This window comes from Mesorhizobium sp. UC74_2 (assembly GCF_042701485.1).
Taxonomy (GTDB): domain Bacteria; phylum Pseudomonadota; class Alphaproteobacteria; order Rhizobiales; family Rhizobiaceae; genus Mesorhizobium.
Map to the genome: position 1 here is coordinate 5081737 of NZ_CP170562.1, position 19638 is coordinate 5101374.

Sequence of the window (19638 nt, forward strand, 5' to 3'; positions counted from 1 at the left end):
ATTTTTATCATACGACGAAACAGCTTTATTGATTCCAAGGGTTTGCATCGCGTTTAATAGACCAAAGGCGCCCAAAGGGCGTCGTGTCAGGGAGGGCGCTGCATGACGATGCAGCCTGCAAGTACCGAGATAGCGGCACGCACCGCCGCGCTGATCAGCGAAATGAAGAGCCTCGAGGGGCCGCTCCTGCCTATCCTGCACGGCATCCAGGAAGAGTTCGGCTACGTGCCGCAGGAAGCGCTGCCGGTGATCGCCGAGGCGCTCAACCTCTCCCGCGCCGAAGTTCACGGCGTCGCCACCTTCTACCACGATTACCGCAAGCAGCCGGCCGGCCGCCATGTGCTGAAGCTCTGCCAGGCCGAGGCCTGCCAGTCGATGGGTTCGGACGTGATCGCCGCCAAGGTCAAGCAGGCGCTTGGCATCGGCTTCCACGAGACGGCCAAGGACAATTCTGTTACACTGGAGCCGGTCTATTGCCTCGGGCTGTGCGCCTGCGCGCCATCGGCGATGCTGAATGGCGAAGTGATCGGCAGGCTGGACGACGAGGCGATCGACGAGATCGTCGCGGAGGTACGCCGATGAGCGCGACCATCTACATTCCGGGCGACTCGGGCGCGCTGGCGCTCGGCGCCGAAAAAGTTGCCAAGGCGACAGCCAGGGAATTGGCGGAGCGCGGCGTCGCGGCGAAAATCGTGCGCAACGGTTCGCGCGGCGCTTATTTCCTGGAACCGATGATCGAGGTGGAGACGGCTGAAGGCCGCCGCGCCTACGGGCCGGTGAAGGCTGCCGACGTCAAAGGGCTATTCGACGCAGGTTTCCTCGCCGGTGGCCAGCACAAGCTGGCACTCGGCGACCCGGAAGACATTCCGTTCTTCGCCAGGCAGACACGGCTGACCTTTGCCCGCTGCGGCATCACCGATCCCGTTTCGCTGGAAGACTATGAGGCGCATGGCGGCCTCGACGGTTTGCGCAAGGCCGTTGCCATGGTGCCTGCCGACATCGTCAAGCAGGTCACCGAATCCGGCCTGCGCGGACGCGGCGGTGCCGGCTTCCCGACCGGCATCAAGTGGAAAACGGTGCTCGATACGGCAGCGGACCGCAAATACATCGTCTGCAACGCAGACGAAGGCGACAGCGCCACTTTCGCCGACCGCATGATCATGGAAGGCGACCCGTTCGTCCTGATCGAAGGCATGACGATCGCCGGCATCGCCACGGGCGCCACCAAGGGCTTCGTCTACATCCGTTCGGAATATCCGCATGCGGTGGCGACGATGAACAAGGCCGTCGAGGTCGCCCGCAGGGCCGGTGTGCTGGGCGCCACCGTTCTCGGCTCGCCGAATGCGTTCGACATCGAGATCCGTGTCGGCGCTGGCGCCTATGTCTGCGGTGAGGAAACCTCGCTGCTGAACTCTCTGGAAGGCAAGCGCGGCGTGGTGCGCGCCAAGCCGCCGCTGCCGGCGATCCAGGGCCTGTTCGGCAAGCCGACGGTGATCAACAACGTGATCTCGCTCGCCTCCGTGCCGATCATCATGGACAAGGGGGCGACCTTCTACAAGGACTTCGGCATGGGCCGCTCACGCGGCACGATCCCGATCCAGATCGCCGGCAACGTCAGATATGGCGGCCTGTTCGAGACCGCCTTCGGCCTGACCTTGGGCGAGATCGTCGACGGGATCGGCGGCGGCACTCACTCGGGACGGCCGGTGAAGGCCGTGCAGGTGGGCGGGCCGCTCGGTGCCTATTTCCCGCGCGACCTGTTCGATACGCCGTTCGACTATGAGGAATTCGCCAAGCGCGACGGCCTGATCGGCCATGCCGGCATCACCGTGTTCGACGACACCGCCGACATGCTGAAGCAGGCGCGCTTCGCCATGGAATTCTGCGCCATCGAGAGCTGCGGCAAGTGCACGCCCTGCCGCATCGGCTCGACGCGCGGCGTCGAGACCATCGACAGGATCGCGGCCGGCATCGAACCGGAGAAGAACCTCGAGCTGGTCACCGACCTCTGCAACACGATGAAGTTCGGATCGCTGTGCGCGCTGGGCGGCTTCACGCCCTACCCGGTGATGAGCGCAATCAAGCATTTTGGTGAAGACTTCAAGCCGGCGCCTGTCGCCGAAGCTGCTGAATAGGAGCCTGGCCATGGGTCTCATTCATGAAATCGACTTCGGCACGCCCGCTTCGAAATCGGAGAAGCAGGTCACGCTGACCGTTGACGGCTTCACGGTCACCGTGCCGGAAGGCACCTCCATCATGCGGGCATCGATGGATGCCGGCATCGCCATTCCGAAGCTCTGCGCGACCGACATGGTCGACGCATTCGGTTCCTGCCGCCTCTGCCTGGTGGAAATCGAAGGCCGCAACGGCACCCCCTCCTCCTGCACCACGCCGGTGACACCGGGCATGGTGGTGCGCACCCAGACCGAGCGGCTGAAGGACATCCGCCGCGGGGTGATGGAACTCTACATCTCGGACCATCCGCTCGACTGCCTGACCTGTGCCGCCAATGGCAATTGCGAACTGCAGACCCAGGCTGGCGTCGTTGGCCTGCGCGACGTGCGCTACGGCTATGAAGGCGACAATCACGTCTTCAAGAAGAATGACGGCGAAGCGAACTTCCGCTGGATGGCGAAGGACGAGTCCAACCCGTATTTCACCTATGATCCCTCGAAGTGCATCGTCTGCTCGCGCTGCGTGCGCGCCTGTGAAGAGGTGCAGGGCACGTTCGCGCTGACCATCGAGGGTCGCGGCTTCGGCAGCCGGGTTTCGCCCGGCATGCACGAACATTTCATCGATTCCGAATGCGTCTCCTGCGGCGCCTGCGTGCAGGCTTGCCCGACCGCGACGCTGTCGGAGAAGTCGCTGATCAAGATCGGCCAGCCCGAGCATTCGGTGGTGACGACCTGCGCCTATTGCGGCGTCGGCTGCCAGTTCAAGGCGGAGATGCGCGGCGACGAACTGGTGCGCATGATGCCGTTCAAGGACGGCAAGGCCAATCGCGGCCACTCCTGCGTCAAGGGCCGCTTCGCCTATGGCTATTCGACCCACAAGGACCGCATCCTCAACCCGATGATCCGCGAGAAGATCACCGACCCATGGCGCGAAGTGTCGTGGGAAGAGGCGCTGACCCATACCGCCAACGAGTTCCGCCGCATCCAGTACCAGTATGGCCGCAGCGCCATCGGCGGCATCACCTCGTCGCGCTGCACCAATGAAGAGACCTATCTCGTGCAGAAGCTGGTTCGCCAGGGCTTCCGCAACAACAATGTCGACACCTGCGCCCGCGTCTGCCACTCGCCGACCGGTTACGGGCTCGGCCAGACCTACGGCACTTCGGCCGGCACGCAGGATTTCGATTCGGTCGAGGACTCCGACGTCATCATGGTCATCGGCGCCAATCCGTCGGCGGCGCATCCGGTCTTCGCTTCGCGCATGAAGAAGCGCATCCGCCAGGGTGCCAAGCTGATCGTGCTCGACCCGCGCCAGACCGAGACGGTCAATTCGGTCCACGCCAAGGCCACCTATCACCTGCCGCTGAAGCCGGGCACCAACGTGGCCGTCGTGACGGCGCTTGCCCATGTCATCGTCACCGAAGGCCTGTTCGACGAAGCCTTCATCCGCGAACGCTGCGACTGGGACGAGTTCCAGGACTGGGCGTCCTTCGTGATGCTGCCTGAGAACAGCCCGGAAGAAGTCGGCAAATTGTCCGGCGTCGACCCGGAACTGATCCGCGGAGCGGCGCGCCTCTACGCGACCGGCGGCAATGGCGCGATCTATTACGGCCTCGGCGTCACCGAACACAGCCAGGGTTCGACCACGGTGATCGGCATCGCCAACCTTGCCATGGCGACCGGCAACATCGGCCGGCGCGGTGTCGGCGTGAACCCGCTGCGCGGCCAGAACAATGTGCAGGGTTCGTGCGACATGGGCTCCTTCCCGCACGAGCTGCCGGGCTATCGCCATATCTCCGGCGACGCGGTGCGCGACATCTATGAAAGCCTGTGGGGCGTGAAGCTGGACGACGAACCCGGCCTGCGCATCCCCAACATGCTGGACGCAGCCGTCGACGGCTCGTTCAAGGGCATCTACATCCAGGGCGAGGACATCCTGCAGTCCGACCCCGACACCAAGCACGTCTCGGCGGGCCTTGCCGCCATGGAATGCGTGGTGGTCCAGGATCTCTTCCTCAACGAGACCGCCAACTACGCGCATGTGTTCTTGCCCGGCTCGACCTTCCTCGAGAAGGACGGCACCTTCACCAATGCCGAACGCCGCATCAACCGCGTGCGCAAGGTGATGGCCCCGAAGAACGGTTACGCCGACTGGGAAGTGACGCAGAACCTCGCCAAGGCGCTCGGGCTCGACTGGAACTACGCGCATCCGTCGCAGATCATGGACGAGATCGCCAAGACCACGCCGAGCTTTGCCATGGTGTCCTACGACTATCTCGAGAAGATGGGTTCGGTGCAGTGGCCCTGCAACGAGAAGGCGCCGGAAGGCACGCCGATCATGCATATCGACGGTTTCGTGCGCGGCAAGGGCAAGTTCATCCGCACCGAATATGTGGCAACGGACGAACGGACCGGCCCGCGCTTCCCGCTGTTGCTGACCACCGGCCGTATTCTCTCGCAGTACAATGTCGGCGCGCAGACCAGGCGTACCGACAACGTCATGTGGCATTCCGAGGACCGGCTGGAGATCCATCCGCACGATGCAGAGAACCGCGGCATCCGTGACGGCGACTGGATCCGGCTGGCAAGCCGTGCGGGTGAAACGACGCTGCGCGCGCTGATCACAGACCGTGTCTCGCCGGGTGTGGTCTACACCACCTTCCACCATCCGGACACGCAGGCCAACGTCATCACCACCGACTACTCCGACTGGGCGACCAACTGTCCGGAATACAAGGTCACCGCCGTGCAGGTGGCGCCGTCCAACGGTCCGACCGAGTGGCAGAAGGACTACAATGAGCAGGCCCGCCAGAGCCGGCGCATCAAGGGCCATCTCGAGGCGGCGGAGTGAACAGGCGCTTGGCATTCTCTTTCCCCCGTTCACGGGGAGAAGAAAGATGATCCGTCCGGCCACCACGTCGACGACCCGCATTGCCCGCCGCGCTGGCGGAACGAATGCGGCTGCGCGCATGGTGCCGGAGGAAACGCCAGTGGCGCTCTCCTATGCCGGCACCACCCATGCGGTGATGATGGCCTCCCCCGCCGACTTCGAGGATTTCGCGCTCGGCTTTTCACTGACCGAAGGCATCGTCGGCTCGCCGGACGAGATCGAATCCTTCGAAGTGCAGGACGTCGAGGCTGGCATCGACATCCAGATCCGGCTGAAGGACAAGGCCAACACACGGTTCGAGGCACGCCGCCGCCGGCTGGCAGGTCCGGTCGGCTGCGGGCTATGCGGCATTGAATCCATCGAGGAAGCAATGCGCTCGGTCGACGCTGTCGAAGCGTCGCGACTGACCTTGACCGCCGACGACATCGCCGGCGCGGTCAAGGCGCTGTCGAAACAACAGCCGCTGCATGCCGAGACCGGCGCGGTGCATGCCGCCGGCTTCTACCTGCCCGGCAAGGGGGTGGTGGCGGCGCGCGAAGACGTCGGCCGTCACAACGCCCTGGACAAACTGGCAGGCGCCCTGGCCAGGGCCGGCATCGATGGCACGGCTGGCGCGGTCGTCGTCACCTCGCGCGTTTCGGTCGAGATGGTGCAGAAGACTGCGGCTATCGGCGCGCCCTTCATCATCGCCGTCTCGGCGCCGACAGCACTGGCCATCCGTACCGCCGAAGCCGCCGGCATGACGCTGGTGGCGCTGGTGCGCGGCGACGAGTTCGACATCTTCACCCGCCCGGAGCGGGTCTTGAGCGGAGTTTCCCAACATGTCGCATGATGAGGATCATGTCGCCTCCACCCGCGAAAAGCTGGTGCGGATGGCCAACCAGATCGCGACCTTCTTCCACTCCAAGCCGCGCGAGGAAGGCATTGCCGGCGTGGCCGAGCACATCAACAAGTTCTGGGAGCCCCGTATGCGCCGCCAGATGTTCGAGATGATCGACGCTGGCGGAAAGGGTTTCGACGAGCTGGTCCTTGCCGCGTCGCCACTGATTCGCCGTCCGGCTCCGGAAGAGCGGCCCGCCGCCTGATTTTGACGGCGGATTGCTGTCCACCGACCCGTCTTTGACACGTCTGCCGCTGTAAAAAGCCCGGAGTCCTTTGCGAGTCGCCGATTCCTTCGTCGTACGCAGCACCCAGAAAACAATCCATCTGTCCAAATTTTGGCCACTTGTCATGGATTTTTTCCAAGTAGCAACGCACATCCAATGGTTGCGGATTCCTGACCTTTATTTTTCCGCCTCTAATTTAGAGCGAAGAATATTAGAGATACATTCAAAAACACAAGAATTGAATCGAACCACGGCTCTGGATCTACCCTTGTAAATGTGACGTACGGCGTACAGCGCTACGCACATGAACAATAACTTCTTGACTTAAGAATACTTGTGTTTAAGCGTTTCCTTATTCAGTAAGGAGAGGGCTCTCCGCATGAAAGGTATTTTACCTGGACTTGCGTTTCTTGGGCTTGCGGCATCTTCTTCTGTTACGTTCGCCGCAACGCAAGGCGTGATCTTCAATGGAACAGTGGCTTCTGTCTGCGTGCTGACGGTCGGCTCCAACGGCACGATGACCGTCAGCCCGAACCTTCAGTCCCTCAGTTCACACAACAGCGGCGGCACGGCCGGCACGGCAAATCTTGCAACCACAGGCGGTGTGACGCTCAGCGTCGATTCCGCCGTGACCGGCGTCACCACGCCGGCCGCCGACAGCGGCACCATCGCGTGGACTCCGACCTACGCGGTCTCAGGTGCGCATAATTTCCCGGAAGGCGGCGCTTCTCATGCATTGACGGGACCCGGGACGTCCGTGGTGACCGTCAATCTGGCCGGTGCCAAGACGGGCTCGGATACATTCGTGGCAGGCAACTACCAGGCGACGGTTACGGTTCGCTGCGAACCCTAGAGCAGCTCGAAAGGGACAATGATGATCAGCAAGCGCCTGTACGGGCCCTTGGCCCTGTTGTGCGTCCTTCCGGCGGCGGTTTCGGCTCAGTCGATGTCGCCGATGCGTGGCGAAATCATGAGCTTCTCCAATGCCTTCGCCGTGCGCGTCTACCCGGCCAACCCCTACAAGCAACGCATCAAGATCTCGGTCCGCGTCTACGACCAGGATTTCTACCCGGTCAAGGACGCGCGCGTCAGCCCTTCCGAATTCATGCTTGGGGGCGATGCCTCGCGTCCGGTTCTCGTCGTCGTTCCATTCAACGGCACAACCGAGCGCAAGGTTCGAATCTGCACGGAAAGCATCCCGTTTCCAAATGATCAAACCCAGATAAGGGCACAGATATGCGGAAAGTTTCTTGGACAAAGACGCTCCTGACCACGCTTGCGTTGATCGGAGCCGGCGCATGGCAGGCCGACGCCGAGGATGTCTACAAGCTCGTCCAGAACCAGAACGGCTTCGATCTGCCTGGGGTGGCTCTCCCGCAGGGACAGGATGAAGTGCGCGCGGCAGACGGCACGACATGCAGCTCATCGATTTCCGGCTCCGGCGCGTATCTCGACATGGGCGTCATCAGGAACAGTGCAGCCGTCAGCACACAGGACATGGCAGCTTACGGCCGCGTGGTGATCCCGCTCGGCAGCAGGCCTAAACGGCTCGATTGCTCCAAGCTCTACAATCTGGAGGTCGAACGCCTGCAGATAGAACTCGACCTGATGAAAATGGGGGTCGGTCCTGATGCCGGCATGACCACCGCATCGACCGCGCAACCGGCATCGACGACGACCACCGTTCCGGTGAAACGTCAGGCCAAGGCACAGCGCAAGAGCAAGAACTGGGTATCCGAGGGCTGGAGCGCGCGGGGCGACGGCAAATAGCCGACGGAGTGCCACGATGTCCTGCACCTCCTTGCGTATCGCTGCACTGCGCCTGACGGCCGCGTTTGCGATATCCGCGCTGGTCACCACCCCCGCGTCCGCGGCCCTGGACGGCACCTGCACGATCATGGTGACACGGACCGGAACCCTGGTGACCAATGCCAACACGTCCGTGCTGAGCTCAAAACTGGCCGGCGGTGCTTCCGCCACCGCCTCCATCACCATCCAGCCCGGCCTTCTTGGTGTCCTGTGCAGCCTCGCTCAACTGCTGAACTGTTTCGCCCTGTCCGTGGTGCCGCCGGCCAGCTTTTCGAGCGCGCCGTCCGGCGGCGGCACCAATGTCAGTTTCAATACGGTCTTCCGCATCGACGGCAGCGCAACCGACCAGCCCCAGAATACCCCGGTCACGGTGCTGAACGGCCCACACAGCGTTCAGATCGACCTGATCGCGACCAAAAGCTCGGGCATCTACGCCGCCGGCAATTACCAGGGGACCGTGACGCTGCGCTGCGAGTGAGGTGCCTCATGGCTTCAATTGGCCGCGTCGCGACGCTTGCCGTCCGCCGCGGTAGCGGCCGGGGAATGCCAAGTCTCCATTGATTATTTCAGTCTGTAAAATTTGTCTGAGCGGCCGCCGGCATTTTCTGCTATGATCAAGGCAGGGATCGTCTGGTTGGCGGGCAGTCGCGTGAGGTCGATCGAGACCAGATACGCGCGTAGCGGGGATGTGCGGATCGCCTACCAGGTGGTCGGCCAGGGTTCGTTCGATCTCGTCTTCGTGCCGGGCTTCATCTCCAACCTCGACCTGCATTGGGAAGACGAGGGTTACAGCCGCCTGCTGAGACGGCTCTCCGCCTTCTCGCGGCTGATCCTGTTCGACAAGCGCGGCACCGGGCTTTCCGACCGCGTCGACAGCAGCCACCTGCCCAGCCCCGAAAGCCGCATGGACGACGTGCGCGCGGTAATGGACGCTGTCGGCAGCGGCCGCGCGGCATTGCTTGGCGCGTCGGAAGGCGCGCCGATGGCGATGCTGTTCGCCGCCACCTATCCGGAGCGGACGCGAGCGCTGGTTCTCTATGGCGGTTACGCACATTTCCACAAATGGGTGATGCCGCCGGAACGCCTGGAAACCTTCCTTGAAACGGCCGATACTTCGTGGGGTACCGGCGCGACCTTGCCCAGTTTCGCGCCGGGCCGGATGGACGACACACATTTCATCCAATGGTGGGCACGGTTCGAAAGGTTGTCTGCCAGTCCGACCGCCGCATCGGTTCTTGCCCGCATGGATGCCGGGAGCGATGTGCGCGGCATCCTGTCGACGATCAACACACCGACGCTGCTCATCCATCGCCACAATGATGTGCGCGTCGACCCCGAGGCCAGCCGTTTCCTCGCCAGGAAAATCGAGGGCGCACGGCTCGTCGAGATCCCCGGGCGTGATCATCCGATCTGGACAGGCGACGTCGACCGTGTGGCAGACCTCATGGAAGAATTCCTGACCGGTCAACCGGCTGTAGCCGACACCGAACGTGTGCTCGCAGCGTTGCTGGCGACGCGTATCTACGACACCGCCAGGCTCGGCGACCGCATGTGGAGCGAGCGGAGCCAACGCTTCCACGAGACATGGCGACTGCTGGTCGGCCGCCATGGCGGGCGCGTCGCCGGAATGCATGGCGAGCTGATGATTGCGCGCTTCGACGGGCCGGCGCGCGCCATACGCTGCGCGGCCGCCCTGCGCGAAGCGGCGCAGCAGATCGGGGTGGCGAGCGCACAAGGCGCCCATGTCGGAGAAATCGAACTGCGTGGCCAGCCGGCCGGGCTGACGGCACGGGTGACCATGCAGCTCGCGACGCATGCGTCGCGCGGCGACATCATCGCCTCACGGCTGGTCGCCGAACTGGCGGTCGGCTCCGGCCTGCGTTTCATCGACGCCGGCCACGTCAGCCTCGACGAGCTGGGCGAACCGTTGCCAGTGGTCCAGGCAACCTCGGAACAACATCTGGAACCAGCCTGTCGCTCCAAAGCCAGACCTTTGGAGCCAGCAACGCTGACGGCGCGGGAAACCGAAGTGGTGAGCCTGATCGCCGACGGCAAGAGCAATGCGGCGATCGCCGCCGAACTGAAGCTCAGCGAGCATACGGTGAAGCGGCACGTCGCCAACATATTGCTCAAGCTCGACCTTCCGTCGCGGGCAGCCGCGGCGGCCTTTTCCGCCAGGCATGCTGGCCCGGACGGGCCATGAGAGCCATGGCGCTTTCGAGCGAAGCGCTCGGAGCACCTTGAGGCTTACGATTTGTCTCCATGCAGGCCAGGCGATGTCGCCGTTACGGCCCTGCGAATGGAGGATGAAATGCTGAGACTGATTGGCAAGACCGGATTGCTGGCATTGGCGGCAGCTGCATTGCTGGCGGTCGCGCCGGCGCGCGCCGAAGATGCTTCGGCAACAGCCGCCTACAAGGACATCCAGGCCACGCTTGGCTCGGTGCCGGACATGTTCAAGACATTGCCGGACGCCGCCGTTGCCGGCGCCTGGGCCGAGATCAAGGGGATCCAGCTCAATCCCAAGACCGCGCTGGACGGCAAGACCAAGGAGCTGATGGGGCTTGCCGTGGCATCGCAGATCCCCTGCCAGTACTGCATCTACTTCCACACGCTGGCGGCCAGGGCCAACGGTGCGAGCGACGAAGAAATCAAGGAGGCCGTGGCGATGGCGGCCATCGTGCGCCACTGGTCGACGATGCTCAATGGCGGCCAGGTCGACATGGCAACCTTCAAGAAGCAGACCGACGCGCTGTTCGCCGGCGCCAAGCCGAAGTCGCAGTGACCAGGCTGCCCGGCGATGGGCGTCGGGCGGCATCCGATCCAATCGATGGAGATCAAAAATGCTGACCAAGACAAAAGCAGTGGACGGTGTGGCAATCAAGAAGGCGATCGAGGGGCGCGACGGCAAGATGTTGTCGAGCTTCTACGCGGACGATGCGCTGGTGCGCGTGATCGACCGCAACAACCCGCCGAGCAAGCCGCGTGAGATCCGCGGCCGTGCCGCGATCAGCACCTTCTGGGACGATATCTGCAGCCGGGCGATGACCCACAAGGTCGACACCACCATCGCCGAAGGGGACAACCTCGCCTTCACCCAGGCCTGCGCTTATCCGGACGGTACGAAGGTGTTCTGCGCAGCGACACTCGAGCTGAAAAACGGCCTCATCGCGCGGCAGACGGTCGTGCAGGCCTGGGACGAATAGAGCAACGGCGAAGCCCCGGCCCGATCAATCGGGATGGGGCCCTGTTTCAGAGTGTTCGGGTCGCAACCAGGGAGGAGAACATCATGTTCAGCGCCAGATGGCAGATCGATGCCAAATTCGGTCACAAGCAGACCGTACTTGAGCTGATGCGGAAATGGGAACGCGAGATCGGCTCGCAGGTCAACATCGCCGACCTCAAATTCCAGATCATGACCGGATCGATCGGCGCGCGCGAGGCGACGATCGAGACACATCACCAGGTCGAGAGTCTTGCCCGGCTGGAGGAATTCTTCGCCAGGATCGGCAAGATCGACGCGCACGCCAAATGGGGCAAGGAGATCGAGCCCTATGTGGTGTCAGGCTCGAGCCTCTGGCAGATCTTCCGGGTGGTGGAGTAGCGCTTTCTCTTCCTTCTCCCCGTTCACGGGGAGAAGGACCCAAGAGCGTTTCCGTTTTTCACGGAAACGCGGAAACGCTCTGACTTTTTGTTTTACGCAATTCCGGACGGAAAACCGTTACCCACTTTTCCTTGGAATTGGTCTACCCGTGCGCCACCATGACGTGGCGCACCGCGGTGTAGTCTTCCAGCGCGTAGACCGACATGTCCTTGCCGTAGCCGGACTGCTTCAGGCCGCCATGCGGCATCTCGTTGGTCAGCATGAAGTGGGTGTTGATCCAGGTGCAGCCATATTGCAGGCGGGCGGCGGTGGCCATGGCGCGCGAGATGTCCTTGGTCCACACGGAAGAGGCAAGACCGTAGTCGCTGTCATTGGCCCAACCGACCGCCTCGTCGACGTCGGAGAAGCGGGTGATCGAGACGACCGGCCCGAACACCTCGCGGCGCACGATCTCGTCATCCTGCAGGGCGCCGGCGACAACCGTCGGCTGGAAGTAGAAACCCGAGCCTTCGCCCGGCTTGCCCCCGGTGGTGATCTCGATGTGCTTCAGCTCCGAGGCACGCTCTACGAAGGAAGCGACACGGTCGCGCTGGCGCCGCGATATCAGCGGCCCGATCTCGTTCTCGGTGTCATCGGCCTGATCGTATTTGATGGTCGATACCGCCGACGACAGTTGCGAGACCAGCTTGTCGTAGATTTTCCTGCCGGCGTAGATGCGGCAGGCGGCAGTGCAGTCCTGGCCGGCGTTGTAGTAGCCGAAGGCGCGCAGGCCGGTGACGACGGCGTCGAGATCCGCATCATCGAAGACGATGACCGGGGCCTTGCCGCCCAGCTCCAGATGCGTGCGCTTGACCGATTTGGCGGCCGCCTGCAGCACCTTCTTGCCGGTGGCGATATCACCGGTGATCGAGATCATGTTGATCTTGGGATGATTGATCAGCGGGCTGCCGACGCTTTCGCCGCGGCCGAGCACGACGTTGACGACACCTTCCGGCAGGATATCCGCAAGAATGCGGGACAGCTTCAGCGCGGTGAGCGGTGTCTGTTCCGACGGCTTGAACACCACCGTGTTGCCGCCGGCGATGGCTGGAGCAAGTTTCCATGCCATCATCATCAGCGGATAGTTCCACGGTGCGATCGAGGCGACGATGCCGATCGGGTCGCGGCGGATCATCGAGGTGTGGCCCGGCAGATACTCGCCAGCCACCTGGCCGGGCATGGAGCGCACCGCCCCGGCGAAGAAACGATAACAATCGACGATGGCCGGGATTTCGTCATTGAGCACGGCATTGATCGGCTTGCCGCAGTTCAGTGCCTCGAGTGCGGCGAATTCCTGCGCCTCGGCCTCGATACGGTCGGCGATCCTGAGCAGATAGGCCGAGCGTTGCGCCGGTGTGGTGCGCGACCACGTGGTGAAAGCCTTCTCGGCGGCGGCGACCGCGCGCTCGATCTGCGCTTCGCTTGCTTCCGGCAGGCTGAGGATGGTGGCGCCGGTGCGCGGGTTCAGCACGGCTTCCTCGGCCTCGGCGCCCTTTTCGAACGCAGCGCCGATCAGCATCTCGGTATCCATGACAATCTCCCTTCGAAATCGATCTTATTTGCCCGACCCGGCGACCTGGTCGCCGTCGCGGGTGAGGTAATAGGCAAGCAGGATGGGCAGCAGCGTCACCAGCACGACCACCATGGCCACGACGTTGGTGACCGGACGCTGGCGCGGCCTGATCAGTTCCTCCAGCATCCAGATCGGCAGCGTCTGCTGCTGGCCGGCGGTGAAGGTGGTGACGATGACCTCGTCGAAGCTCAGTGCGAAGGCCAGCATGCCGCCGGCAAGCAAGGCCGTGGCGATATTGGGCAGCACGACATGCCGGAAGGTCTGGAAACCGTCGGCGCCAAGATCATAGGACGCCTCGATCAGCGAACCCGATGTGCGGCGGAAGCGGGCGACCGCGTTGTTGTAGACCACCACAACGCAGAAGGTGGCGTGGCCGAGCACGATCGTCCAGAACGAGAACGGGATCTCGGTGAGGGCGAAGGCGGAGCGCAGCGCGATGCCGGTGATGATGCCGGGCAGCGCGATCGGCAGGATGACCAGCAGCGAGACCGTCTCCCGGCCAAAGAAGCGCGAGCGCGAGACGGCGGCCGCGCACAAGGTGCCAAGGATCAGGGCAACCAGGGTCGAGATCGCGGCGACCCTGACCGAAAGCGACAAAGCCTCCCAGACATCGGGCCGGTTCCAGGTGACCGCGAGCCATTCCGTGGTGAGGCCGGGCGGCGGCCATTGATAGCTCTTCTCTTCCGTCGTGAACGCGTAGACGAAGATCAGCAGGATGGGCAGGTGCAGGAAGAGCAGGCCGCAGGTGGCGGCGATCTTCAGGCCGAGCGGTGCCGACTGGCTGCGGTCAGAGCGCATCGAAGGCCCCCATACGCTTGGCGCCCCACAGGTAGAAGCCCATGATGACGATGGGCACCACCGCAAAGGCGGCGGCGAGCGGGATGTTGCCGGCAGTGCCTTGCTGCGAATAGACGGCCTGGCCGATGAACAGGCGCGACGTGCCGATGATCTGCGGCACGATGTAGTCGCCCAATGTCAGCGAGAAGGTGAAGATCGAGCCGGCGACGATGCCGGGCAGCGCCAGCGGGAACAGCACATTGCGGAATGTCTGCCCGGGCGAGGCACCAAGGTCGGACGAGGCCTCGACCAGATTGCCGGGCACGCGTTCGAGTGCGGCCTGCATCGGCAGGATCATGAATGGCAGCCAGACATAGACGAAGGCGATGAAGGTTCCAGTCGCCGACACTGACAGCGAGTTGCCGCCGACATAGGGCAAGGCCAGCCAGCCGTCGAGCAGCCACAGCAGGTGCACCTTGGCGAGAAACCAGGTGAGGATGCCTTCCTTGGCGAGGATCAGCTTCCAGGCATAGACCTTGACCAGATAGCTCGACCACAGCGGCAGCATCACGGCCAGATAGAACAACGCCTTCCAGCGGCCCTGCGCGTAGCGGGCGGCGTAGTAGGCAATCGGGAATGCGACGGCGATGGAAGCCAGCGTCACCAGAGCCGCCATCGTGACCGTACGCACGATGATGTCGAAATTCGCCGGCTGAAGGAGATCGGCATAGGTCTTCAGCGTGAACTGACGATTGATGAGGCCGGAGAACTCGTCGATCGAGAAGAAGCTCTGCAGCAGAAGCGCAAACAGCGAGCCGATATAGACGACGCCGAGCCAGAGCAGCGGCGGCAGCAGCATCAGCACGAGCAGGAAACGCGGCCGGCGCCAGAACAGGTCGGACAGCGCACCCAGCATGCCGCCGCGGGCAGGCAGGATCGCGGATGCCGGCGCGTCGCGCGTTGCGGTGACGGAAGCGATGCTCATGGGGTCTCGTCCATCATGTGGATGGCATCGCGGTTGAAGGTGAAGGCAATGGCGTCGCCCTGCTCCGGCACCGCCGAGCCCGACGGCACGCTGGCATGCAGGCGCAGCCCTTCCGTGTCGAGCGCCAGCCGCGTGGCGGCGCCGAGATAGCTGACGCCGGAGACCCGGGCCTGGACGGTGTCGCCCCCTGTTTCGCGTGTAATGCGGATCGCTTCCGGGCGCAGGCTGCCCCAGCGGCGCTGGCCGGCATAACGCTGTACGAAATCCGGCGGCAGCACGTTGGAGGATCCGACGAAGTCCGCCACGAAACGTGTCTTCGGCCGCTGATAGATTTCCTGCGGCGAGCCGACCTGCATGATCCTGCCTTCGTTGAAGACCGCGACGCGATCGGCCATCGACAAGGCCTCGCCCTGATCGTGAGTGACGAAGACGAAGGTGATGCCGAGCGCCTTCTGCAGCGACTTCAGCTCTTCCTGCATGTTTTCGCGCAGCTTGAGGTCGAGTGCGCCGAGCGGCTCGTCGAGCAGCAGCACCTTGGGCTGGTTGACCAGCGCGCGCGCCAGAGCGACACGCTGGCGCTGGCCACCGGAGAGCTGGCCCGGGCGGCGCGCGCCATAACCCGGCAACTGCACCAGCGCCAGCGCCTCTTCCGCCGCCTTCAAACGCTCGGCCCTGCCGACACCCTTGACCATCAGGCCGTAGGCGACGTTGTCGAGCACGTTGAGGTGGGGAAACAGCGCATAGTCCTGGAAGACCGTGTTCACATTGCGCCGGTAGGGCGGCACGCCCTCGGCGCGTTCGCCGAAGATCGAAATGGTGCCGGCGGTGGGTTGCTCGAAGCCGGCGATCAGGCGCAGGCAGGTCGTCTTGCCCGAACCGGAAGGGCCGAGCATGGCGAAGAATTCGCCGGCCGCGATGTCAAGGTCGAGCGCGTCGACGGCTTTCACAGCGCCGAAGTGACGGGCGACTTTCTGGAAGGAAACAGCTGGGGTCATCTCATCTGCGATCATTGTTACAAACGATCATGCCTGTCCCGGCTGCAAGACAGCCGTCGGGCAGACGCGGTCACCTCCGCCAGGGAGGCTGCGCCGAAGGGCGGGCGAAAGCTCAGGTCCGCATGGCTCCCGACCCGCCCCTGCGGGGCGACCCTCCCCGGTTACGGGGAGGGGATGGGAGGTCAACGCCCGCCGATGACGCCGATATAGTCGGAGACCCAGCGATAGTAAGGCACGCACTGGTCGTTCTGGCTGGCGCATTTCGAGGTCGGGGTACGCCAGAACTTGATCTTCTCGAACTGGTCGAAACCGTTGGTCTTGCAACCTTCGTCAGTCAGCAATTCGTTGCCCTTGCAAGCGGCCGGCACGACTGGAAGCGAGCCGAACCAGGCCGAAACATCGCCCTGCACCTTCGGCGACAGCGAATGTTCGAGCCACATATAGGCGCAGTTCGGATTGGCGGCGTCGGCCTCCATCATGGTGGTGTCTGCCCAGCCGGTGGCACCCTCCTCCGGAATGGTCGAGGCGACAGGCTGCTTGGCGGCAACCAGCGTGTTCACCTGGAACGGCCATGAACCGGAAGCGACGACGCCTTCGTTGCGGAAGTCGTCGACCTGGATGGCGGCGTCGTGCCAGTAACGGCCGACCAGGGTGCGCTGCACGCGCAGCAGGTCGAGTGCCGCCTTGTACTGGTCCTCGTTCAATTCATACGGGCTCTTGATGCCGAGATCCGGCTTGTGCGCCATCAGGTAGTTGGCGGCGTCGGCGATATGAATGGGGCCGTCATAGGCCTGGACGCGACCCTTGTTGGACTTGCCGTCCGAGAGCGTCTGTTCCTCGAAGACGACGTTCCAGCTCTTCGGCGCTTCCTTGAAGACGTTGGTGTTGTACATCAGCACGTTCGGACCCCATTGATAGGGAACGCCATAGTGCTTGCCGTCGACCGTGAACCAGGGTGCATCCTTGATGCGGTCGTCGACCGTCTTCCAGCTCGGGATGAGGTCGGTGTTGATGGGTTGCACGCGCTTGCCGGCAACGAGGCGCAGCGAGGCGTCGCCGGAGGCGGTAACGAGGTCGAAACCGCCCTCGTTCATCAGCGAAACCATTTCGTCGGAGGTGTTGGCGGTCTTGACGTTGACCTTGCAGCCCGACTTCTTCTCGAAGTCCGAGACCCAGTCATAGGCCTTGTCGGTTTCGCCGCGTTCGATGTAGCCCGGCCAGGCGATGATGTTGAGCTGCCCCTCGCCCTTGCCTACTTCCTTCAAGGCTTCCTGCGCCACGGCCTGACCGGCGAAGGTCAGCGCGATCGTCAGGGCAGTGCATGATTTGAGGAAAGAATTCATCGTCGTCTCCCATCTCAGGGGCCGCGCTCTGACGGCGGCTTCGCTCCCTGGAATGAAAGGTGTCGTGAAAATGCAGCTTTCGCAAATTCATTTATCAGAAAGGCGATATCGGTTTTTCCGATAGCTAATGGCTTATTGCCGCTGCCGGATCGTGCGCTGCGACTGGGCGATGCCGATGAAGTCGCGTGCCGGCTGCGCGAGGCCCGAGCCGCGTCGCCAGACCATGCCGACCTGGACGACCGGCAGCGAACCGGAAACATCCCGCGATTCAATACGATCACCTTCCAGCGACCACGGGCGATAGATCAGGTCCGGCAGCAAGGCCACGCCGGCACCAGTGGCGACAAGGCTGCGCACGGCCTCCACCGAACGCGTCCGGAAAGCGACATGCGGCCTGGCGCCGATCGCGGCCAGGAGCTTGCCGGTGTTCTCCTCGATCTCATCGATGGTCAGCATGATCAGCGGTTCGCTGACGATGTCGCCGACGCCGATGATGTCGGCGCCGGTCAGCCGATGGCCGAGCGGCATCCACAAACGATAGGCCGACACCTCGAGGATTTCCGATTGCAATGCCGTGCGGTCGCGCAGGTTCGAGATCACCATGACCGCGACGTCGAGCTTGCCGCCGACCAGCAGGTGCTCGAGATAGTCGCCATTGTCCTCGATCGCCGTGATCTCGACGCCGGGATAGGCGCGGCGATAGCGCGCCAATATGTCAGAAAGGACATAGCCGGCGACAAGCGAAGTGACGCCGAGCTGTAAGCGACCCTTGGTCTGTTCCTGCTCGCCGAGGAAGGTTCTGCGCGCATCCGACACATCCGACAGGATCTTGGTGGCGTGGCGCAGGAACTGGTGACCCTTGTGGGTGATGTTGAGGCCACGCGAATGGCGCTCGAACAGCTCGACGCCGAGGTCGGTCTCCAGCTCCTTGACCGCTTCGGTGACGGAAGACTGCGAGATGGACAGTTTCTGCGCTGCCCGTGAGACCGAGCCCTGATCCGCGACGGCGACGAAGAACTGAAGCTGCCTGAGGGTGAATGCCATGCCGTCGATATAAACACCGGCACGGTCAGGAAGAAAAGCGGTCAGCCGCGCGCCAATTCCGCACGACGGCGGCGTATCGAGCGATAGCGCAGCGCAAGGAAGAAGGTCAGCTCCACCAGCACGACGATGGCGAGGATGCGGAAACCGACGGACACCAGATTATGATCGCCGCCGCGCATCAGATAGCCGATGTAAAGGAACGCCGAATTCCATATCACCGCGCCCAGCAGCGTGGCGCAGGCAAAGGGCAGGATCGGCAGTCGTAGCGCGCCTGCACCGATACCGAGATAGTTGCGCACCGTTGGAATGAGCTGCGCGACCAATGAGGCGACAAAGGCCTTGTGGCGATAGGCTTCGGCGAGCTTGCGATAGGTCGAAAGCGGCAGGAAGACATATTTGCCGAAACGTCCGACCAGAGCCTCCGCGCGCGCCTCGCCGAGGCGGCGTCCCATCGCGTACCAGAACAGCGAGCCGAGAGTGGACCCGGCAACGGTGATCAGCAGAAGCAGTTCCAGCCGATCCAGACCCGGCGCCGCCGTCATGCCGAGGAACAGCAGGACGATGTGTGACGGCGGCGCCGGAAAGATCTTCTCGACGGACGCGATACAGAACACGCCAAGAAGTCCGGAACCCAGAATGACTGGCAGCGGACCGGTCACGATGCGTAGCGCCAGTCGTACGACTTGACGACCGGAATGCGGCTGATGCGATAGACCGTGGCCGGCGGGAAATTGCGCAGCGTGTGGCCTATACGGGTGGCTTTGAGGTCGAGCTGGTCGAGCATGCTCTGGTCGATCGGGCAACGCAGGCCGAGCGTGAACTGGTAGAGGGAGGCGCCGGGCCGCAGGTTGGCGAAGACCCCCTCCAGGATCAGTCGCGTGCGACGCGGCGAAATCAGCCGGAACGGCAGGCCACTGACGGCCGCGCCCAGGACCGGACCGTTGAACAGCGCCAGATGACGCAAACCGGTGGCGTCCATCTCAAAGATGCGCGCGGAGGGAAACCGCTTGGTGAGCAAGGCTGCAAAATCGCTGTCAGCCTCGATGAGGGTCAGGTCTTTTTCCCTGACGCCCTTTTCAATCAAAGCACGCGTGAAAGGTCCGGTGCCGGGTCCAAGTTCCAGGACCGGACCGGTGTCCGGGCCGATCTCCTTCGTCATCAAGGCCGACAACGTGGCACTGGACGGAGTTACCGAACCAATTTTGAATGGCGCCGCTGCCCAAGCCATCAGAAATGAGAAAGCATCATTGGTGTGCATATCATCCTCGATCCGAAATCGAACTGCCGGCGAATCGAACG

Annotated in this window: 21 protein-coding genes; 13 read left to right on the forward strand and 8 right to left on the reverse strand. The window is 63.3% G+C overall.

Annotated features, from left to right (window positions below; genetic code table 11):
• Positions 1–102: 102 nt before the first annotated feature.
• From ACFJIU_RS24725 to ACFJIU_RS24785, 13 genes are all read left to right on the forward strand, one after another.
• Positions 103–582: a formate dehydrogenase subunit gamma gene (locus ACFJIU_RS24725; RefSeq protein WP_379064415.1), complete on the forward strand. Its 480-nt coding sequence runs from the start codon at positions 103–105 to the stop codon at positions 580–582.
• Complete coding sequence (locus ACFJIU_RS24730; RefSeq protein WP_379064417.1) at positions 579–2135, forward strand: formate dehydrogenase beta subunit; 1557 nt, start codon at positions 579–581, stop codon at positions 2133–2135. The genes ACFJIU_RS24725 and ACFJIU_RS24730 overlap by 4 nt, the downstream gene beginning before the upstream one ends.
• A gap of 10 nt (positions 2136–2145) precedes the next feature.
• On the forward strand, positions 2146–5025 hold the full coding sequence (gene fdhF, locus ACFJIU_RS24735; protein WP_379064419.1) for a formate dehydrogenase subunit alpha: 2880 nt from the start codon (positions 2146–2148) through the stop codon (positions 5023–5025).
• Positions 5026–5071: 46 nt separating this feature from the next.
• The gene (fdhD, locus tag ACFJIU_RS24740) at positions 5072–5896 is read left to right on the forward strand and encodes a formate dehydrogenase accessory sulfurtransferase FdhD (RefSeq protein WP_379064421.1); all 825 of its coding nucleotides are present in this window, start codon (positions 5072–5074) and stop codon (positions 5894–5896) included.
• On the forward strand, positions 5886–6149 hold the full coding sequence (locus ACFJIU_RS24745; RefSeq protein ID WP_379064423.1) for a formate dehydrogenase subunit delta: 264 nt from the start codon (positions 5886–5888) through the stop codon (positions 6147–6149). The genes fdhD and ACFJIU_RS24745 overlap by 11 nt, the downstream gene beginning before the upstream one ends.
• A gap of 400 nt (positions 6150–6549) precedes the next feature.
• On the forward strand, positions 6550–7023 hold the full coding sequence (locus tag ACFJIU_RS24750) for a hypothetical protein (RefSeq protein ID WP_326890551.1): 474 nt from the start codon (positions 6550–6552) through the stop codon (positions 7021–7023).
• 21 nt (positions 7024–7044) lie between these two features.
• Complete coding sequence (locus ACFJIU_RS24755; protein WP_379073208.1) at positions 7045–7440, forward strand: hypothetical protein; 396 nt, start codon at positions 7045–7047, stop codon at positions 7438–7440.
• Entirely contained in the window at positions 7407–7940 is a 534-nt protein-coding gene (locus tag ACFJIU_RS24760) for a hypothetical protein (protein ID WP_379064425.1), read from the forward strand. Before ACFJIU_RS24755 ends, ACFJIU_RS24760 begins: the two co-directional genes overlap by 34 nt.
• 16 nt (positions 7941–7956) lie before the next feature.
• On the forward strand, positions 7957–8457 hold the full coding sequence (locus ACFJIU_RS24765; RefSeq protein WP_379064427.1) for a hypothetical protein: 501 nt from the start codon (positions 7957–7959) through the stop codon (positions 8455–8457).
• Positions 8458–8628: 171 nt separating this feature from the next.
• Complete coding sequence (locus tag ACFJIU_RS24770) at positions 8629–10182, forward strand: alpha/beta fold hydrolase (RefSeq protein WP_379064429.1); 1554 nt, start codon at positions 8629–8631, stop codon at positions 10180–10182.
• Between the two features lie 108 nt (positions 10183–10290).
• Complete coding sequence (locus ACFJIU_RS24775; protein ID WP_379064431.1) at positions 10291–10764, forward strand: carboxymuconolactone decarboxylase family protein; 474 nt, start codon at positions 10291–10293, stop codon at positions 10762–10764.
• 58 nt (positions 10765–10822) lie between these two features.
• Positions 10823–11185, forward strand: a complete 363-nt coding sequence (locus tag ACFJIU_RS24780) for a nuclear transport factor 2 family protein (RefSeq protein ID WP_379064433.1) — start codon at positions 10823–10825, stop codon at positions 11183–11185.
• Between the two features lie 83 nt (positions 11186–11268).
• Complete coding sequence (locus ACFJIU_RS24785) at positions 11269–11583, forward strand: hypothetical protein (protein WP_379064435.1); 315 nt, start codon at positions 11269–11271, stop codon at positions 11581–11583.
• Between the two features lie 142 nt (positions 11584–11725).
• Here ACFJIU_RS24785 and ACFJIU_RS24790 read toward each other — a convergent pair whose 3' ends face one another.
• The 8 genes from ACFJIU_RS24790 to ACFJIU_RS24825 form a co-directional block, all read right to left on the reverse strand.
• The gene (locus ACFJIU_RS24790) at positions 11726–13153 is read right to left on the reverse strand and encodes a gamma-aminobutyraldehyde dehydrogenase (RefSeq protein WP_379064437.1); all 1428 of its coding nucleotides are present in this window, start codon (positions 13151–13153) and stop codon (positions 11726–11728) included.
• A gap of 24 nt (positions 13154–13177) precedes the next feature.
• Entirely contained in the window at positions 13178–13993 is an 816-nt protein-coding gene (locus tag ACFJIU_RS24795) for an ABC transporter permease (RefSeq protein ID WP_379064439.1), read from the reverse strand.
• Complete coding sequence (locus ACFJIU_RS24800; protein WP_379064441.1) at positions 13983–14957, reverse strand: ABC transporter permease; 975 nt, start codon at positions 14955–14957, stop codon at positions 13983–13985. Before ACFJIU_RS24800 ends, ACFJIU_RS24795 begins: the two co-directional genes overlap by 11 nt.
• Positions 14954–15952 carry an ABC transporter ATP-binding protein gene (locus tag ACFJIU_RS24805; protein WP_379064443.1) on the reverse strand — a complete coding sequence of 333 codons (999 nt, stop codon included), beginning with the start codon at positions 15950–15952 and terminating at the stop codon, positions 14954–14956. Before ACFJIU_RS24805 ends, ACFJIU_RS24800 begins: the two co-directional genes overlap by 4 nt.
• Positions 15953–16134: 182 nt before the next feature.
• Positions 16135–17295, reverse strand: a complete 1161-nt coding sequence (locus ACFJIU_RS24810; protein WP_379064445.1) for an ABC transporter substrate-binding protein — start codon at positions 17293–17295, stop codon at positions 16135–16137.
• 132 nt (positions 17296–17427) lie between these two features.
• Positions 17428–18339 carry a LysR substrate-binding domain-containing protein gene (locus ACFJIU_RS24815; protein ID WP_379064447.1) on the reverse strand — a complete coding sequence of 304 codons (912 nt, stop codon included), beginning with the start codon at positions 18337–18339 and terminating at the stop codon, positions 17428–17430.
• Positions 18340–18380: 41 nt separating this feature from the next.
• Positions 18381–18998 (reverse strand): DedA family protein, encoded by a 618-nt coding sequence (locus tag ACFJIU_RS24820; protein WP_379064449.1) that lies wholly within the window; start codon positions 18996–18998, stop codon positions 18381–18383.
• On the reverse strand, positions 18995–19498 hold the full coding sequence (locus ACFJIU_RS24825) for a class I SAM-dependent methyltransferase (protein WP_379064451.1): 504 nt from the start codon (positions 19496–19498) through the stop codon (positions 18995–18997). The genes ACFJIU_RS24820 and ACFJIU_RS24825 overlap by 4 nt, the downstream gene beginning before the upstream one ends.
• Positions 19499–19638 lie beyond the last annotated feature (140 nt).

Coding starts and splice junctions, on each gene's coding strand:
- ACFJIU_RS24775 (WP_379064431.1), top strand. CDS start 10,291: ATGCTGAGACTGATTGGCAAGACCGGATTGCTGGCATTGGCGGCAGCT.
- ACFJIU_RS24765 (WP_379064427.1), top strand. CDS start 7,957: ATGTCCTGCACCTCCTTGCGTATCGCTGCACTGCGCCTGACGGCCGCG.
- ACFJIU_RS24825 (WP_379064451.1), bottom strand. CDS start 19,498: ATGACGAAGGAGATCGGCCCGGACACCGGTCCGGTCCTGGAACTTGGA.
- ACFJIU_RS24795 (WP_379064439.1), bottom strand. CDS start 13,993: ATGCGCTCTGACCGCAGCCAGTCGGCACCGCTCGGCCTGAAGATCGCC.
- ACFJIU_RS24810 (WP_379064445.1), bottom strand. CDS start 17,295: ATGAATTCTTTCCTCAAATCATGCACTGCCCTGACGATCGCGCTGACC.
- ACFJIU_RS24800 (WP_379064441.1), bottom strand. CDS start 14,957: ATGAGCATCGCTTCCGTCACCGCAACGCGCGACGCGCCGGCATCCGCG.
- ACFJIU_RS24805 (WP_379064443.1), bottom strand. CDS start 15,952: ATGACCCCAGCTGTTTCCTTCCAGAAAGTCGCCCGTCACTTCGGCGCT.
- ACFJIU_RS24750 (WP_326890551.1), top strand. CDS start 6,550: ATGAAAGGTATTTTACCTGGACTTGCGTTTCTTGGGCTTGCGGCATCT.
- fdhD (WP_379064421.1), top strand. CDS start 5,072: ATGATCCGTCCGGCCACCACGTCGACGACCCGCATTGCCCGCCGCGCT.
- ACFJIU_RS24730 (WP_379064417.1), top strand. CDS start 579: ATGAGCGCGACCATCTACATTCCGGGCGACTCGGGCGCGCTGGCGCTC.
- ACFJIU_RS24725 (WP_379064415.1), top strand. CDS start 103: ATGACGATGCAGCCTGCAAGTACCGAGATAGCGGCACGCACCGCCGCG.
- ACFJIU_RS24755 (WP_379073208.1), top strand. CDS start 7,045: ATGATCAGCAAGCGCCTGTACGGGCCCTTGGCCCTGTTGTGCGTCCTT.
- ACFJIU_RS24790 (WP_379064437.1), bottom strand. CDS start 13,153: ATGGATACCGAGATGCTGATCGGCGCTGCGTTCGAAAAGGGCGCCGAG.
- ACFJIU_RS24760 (WP_379064425.1), top strand. CDS start 7,407: ATGCGGAAAGTTTCTTGGACAAAGACGCTCCTGACCACGCTTGCGTTG.
- fdhF (WP_379064419.1), top strand. CDS start 2,146: ATGGGTCTCATTCATGAAATCGACTTCGGCACGCCCGCTTCGAAATCG.
- ACFJIU_RS24745 (WP_379064423.1), top strand. CDS start 5,886: ATGTCGCATGATGAGGATCATGTCGCCTCCACCCGCGAAAAGCTGGTG.
- ACFJIU_RS24815 (WP_379064447.1), bottom strand. CDS start 18,339: ATGGCATTCACCCTCAGGCAGCTTCAGTTCTTCGTCGCCGTCGCGGAT.
- ACFJIU_RS24780 (WP_379064433.1), top strand. CDS start 10,823: ATGCTGACCAAGACAAAAGCAGTGGACGGTGTGGCAATCAAGAAGGCG.
- ACFJIU_RS24785 (WP_379064435.1), top strand. CDS start 11,269: ATGTTCAGCGCCAGATGGCAGATCGATGCCAAATTCGGTCACAAGCAG.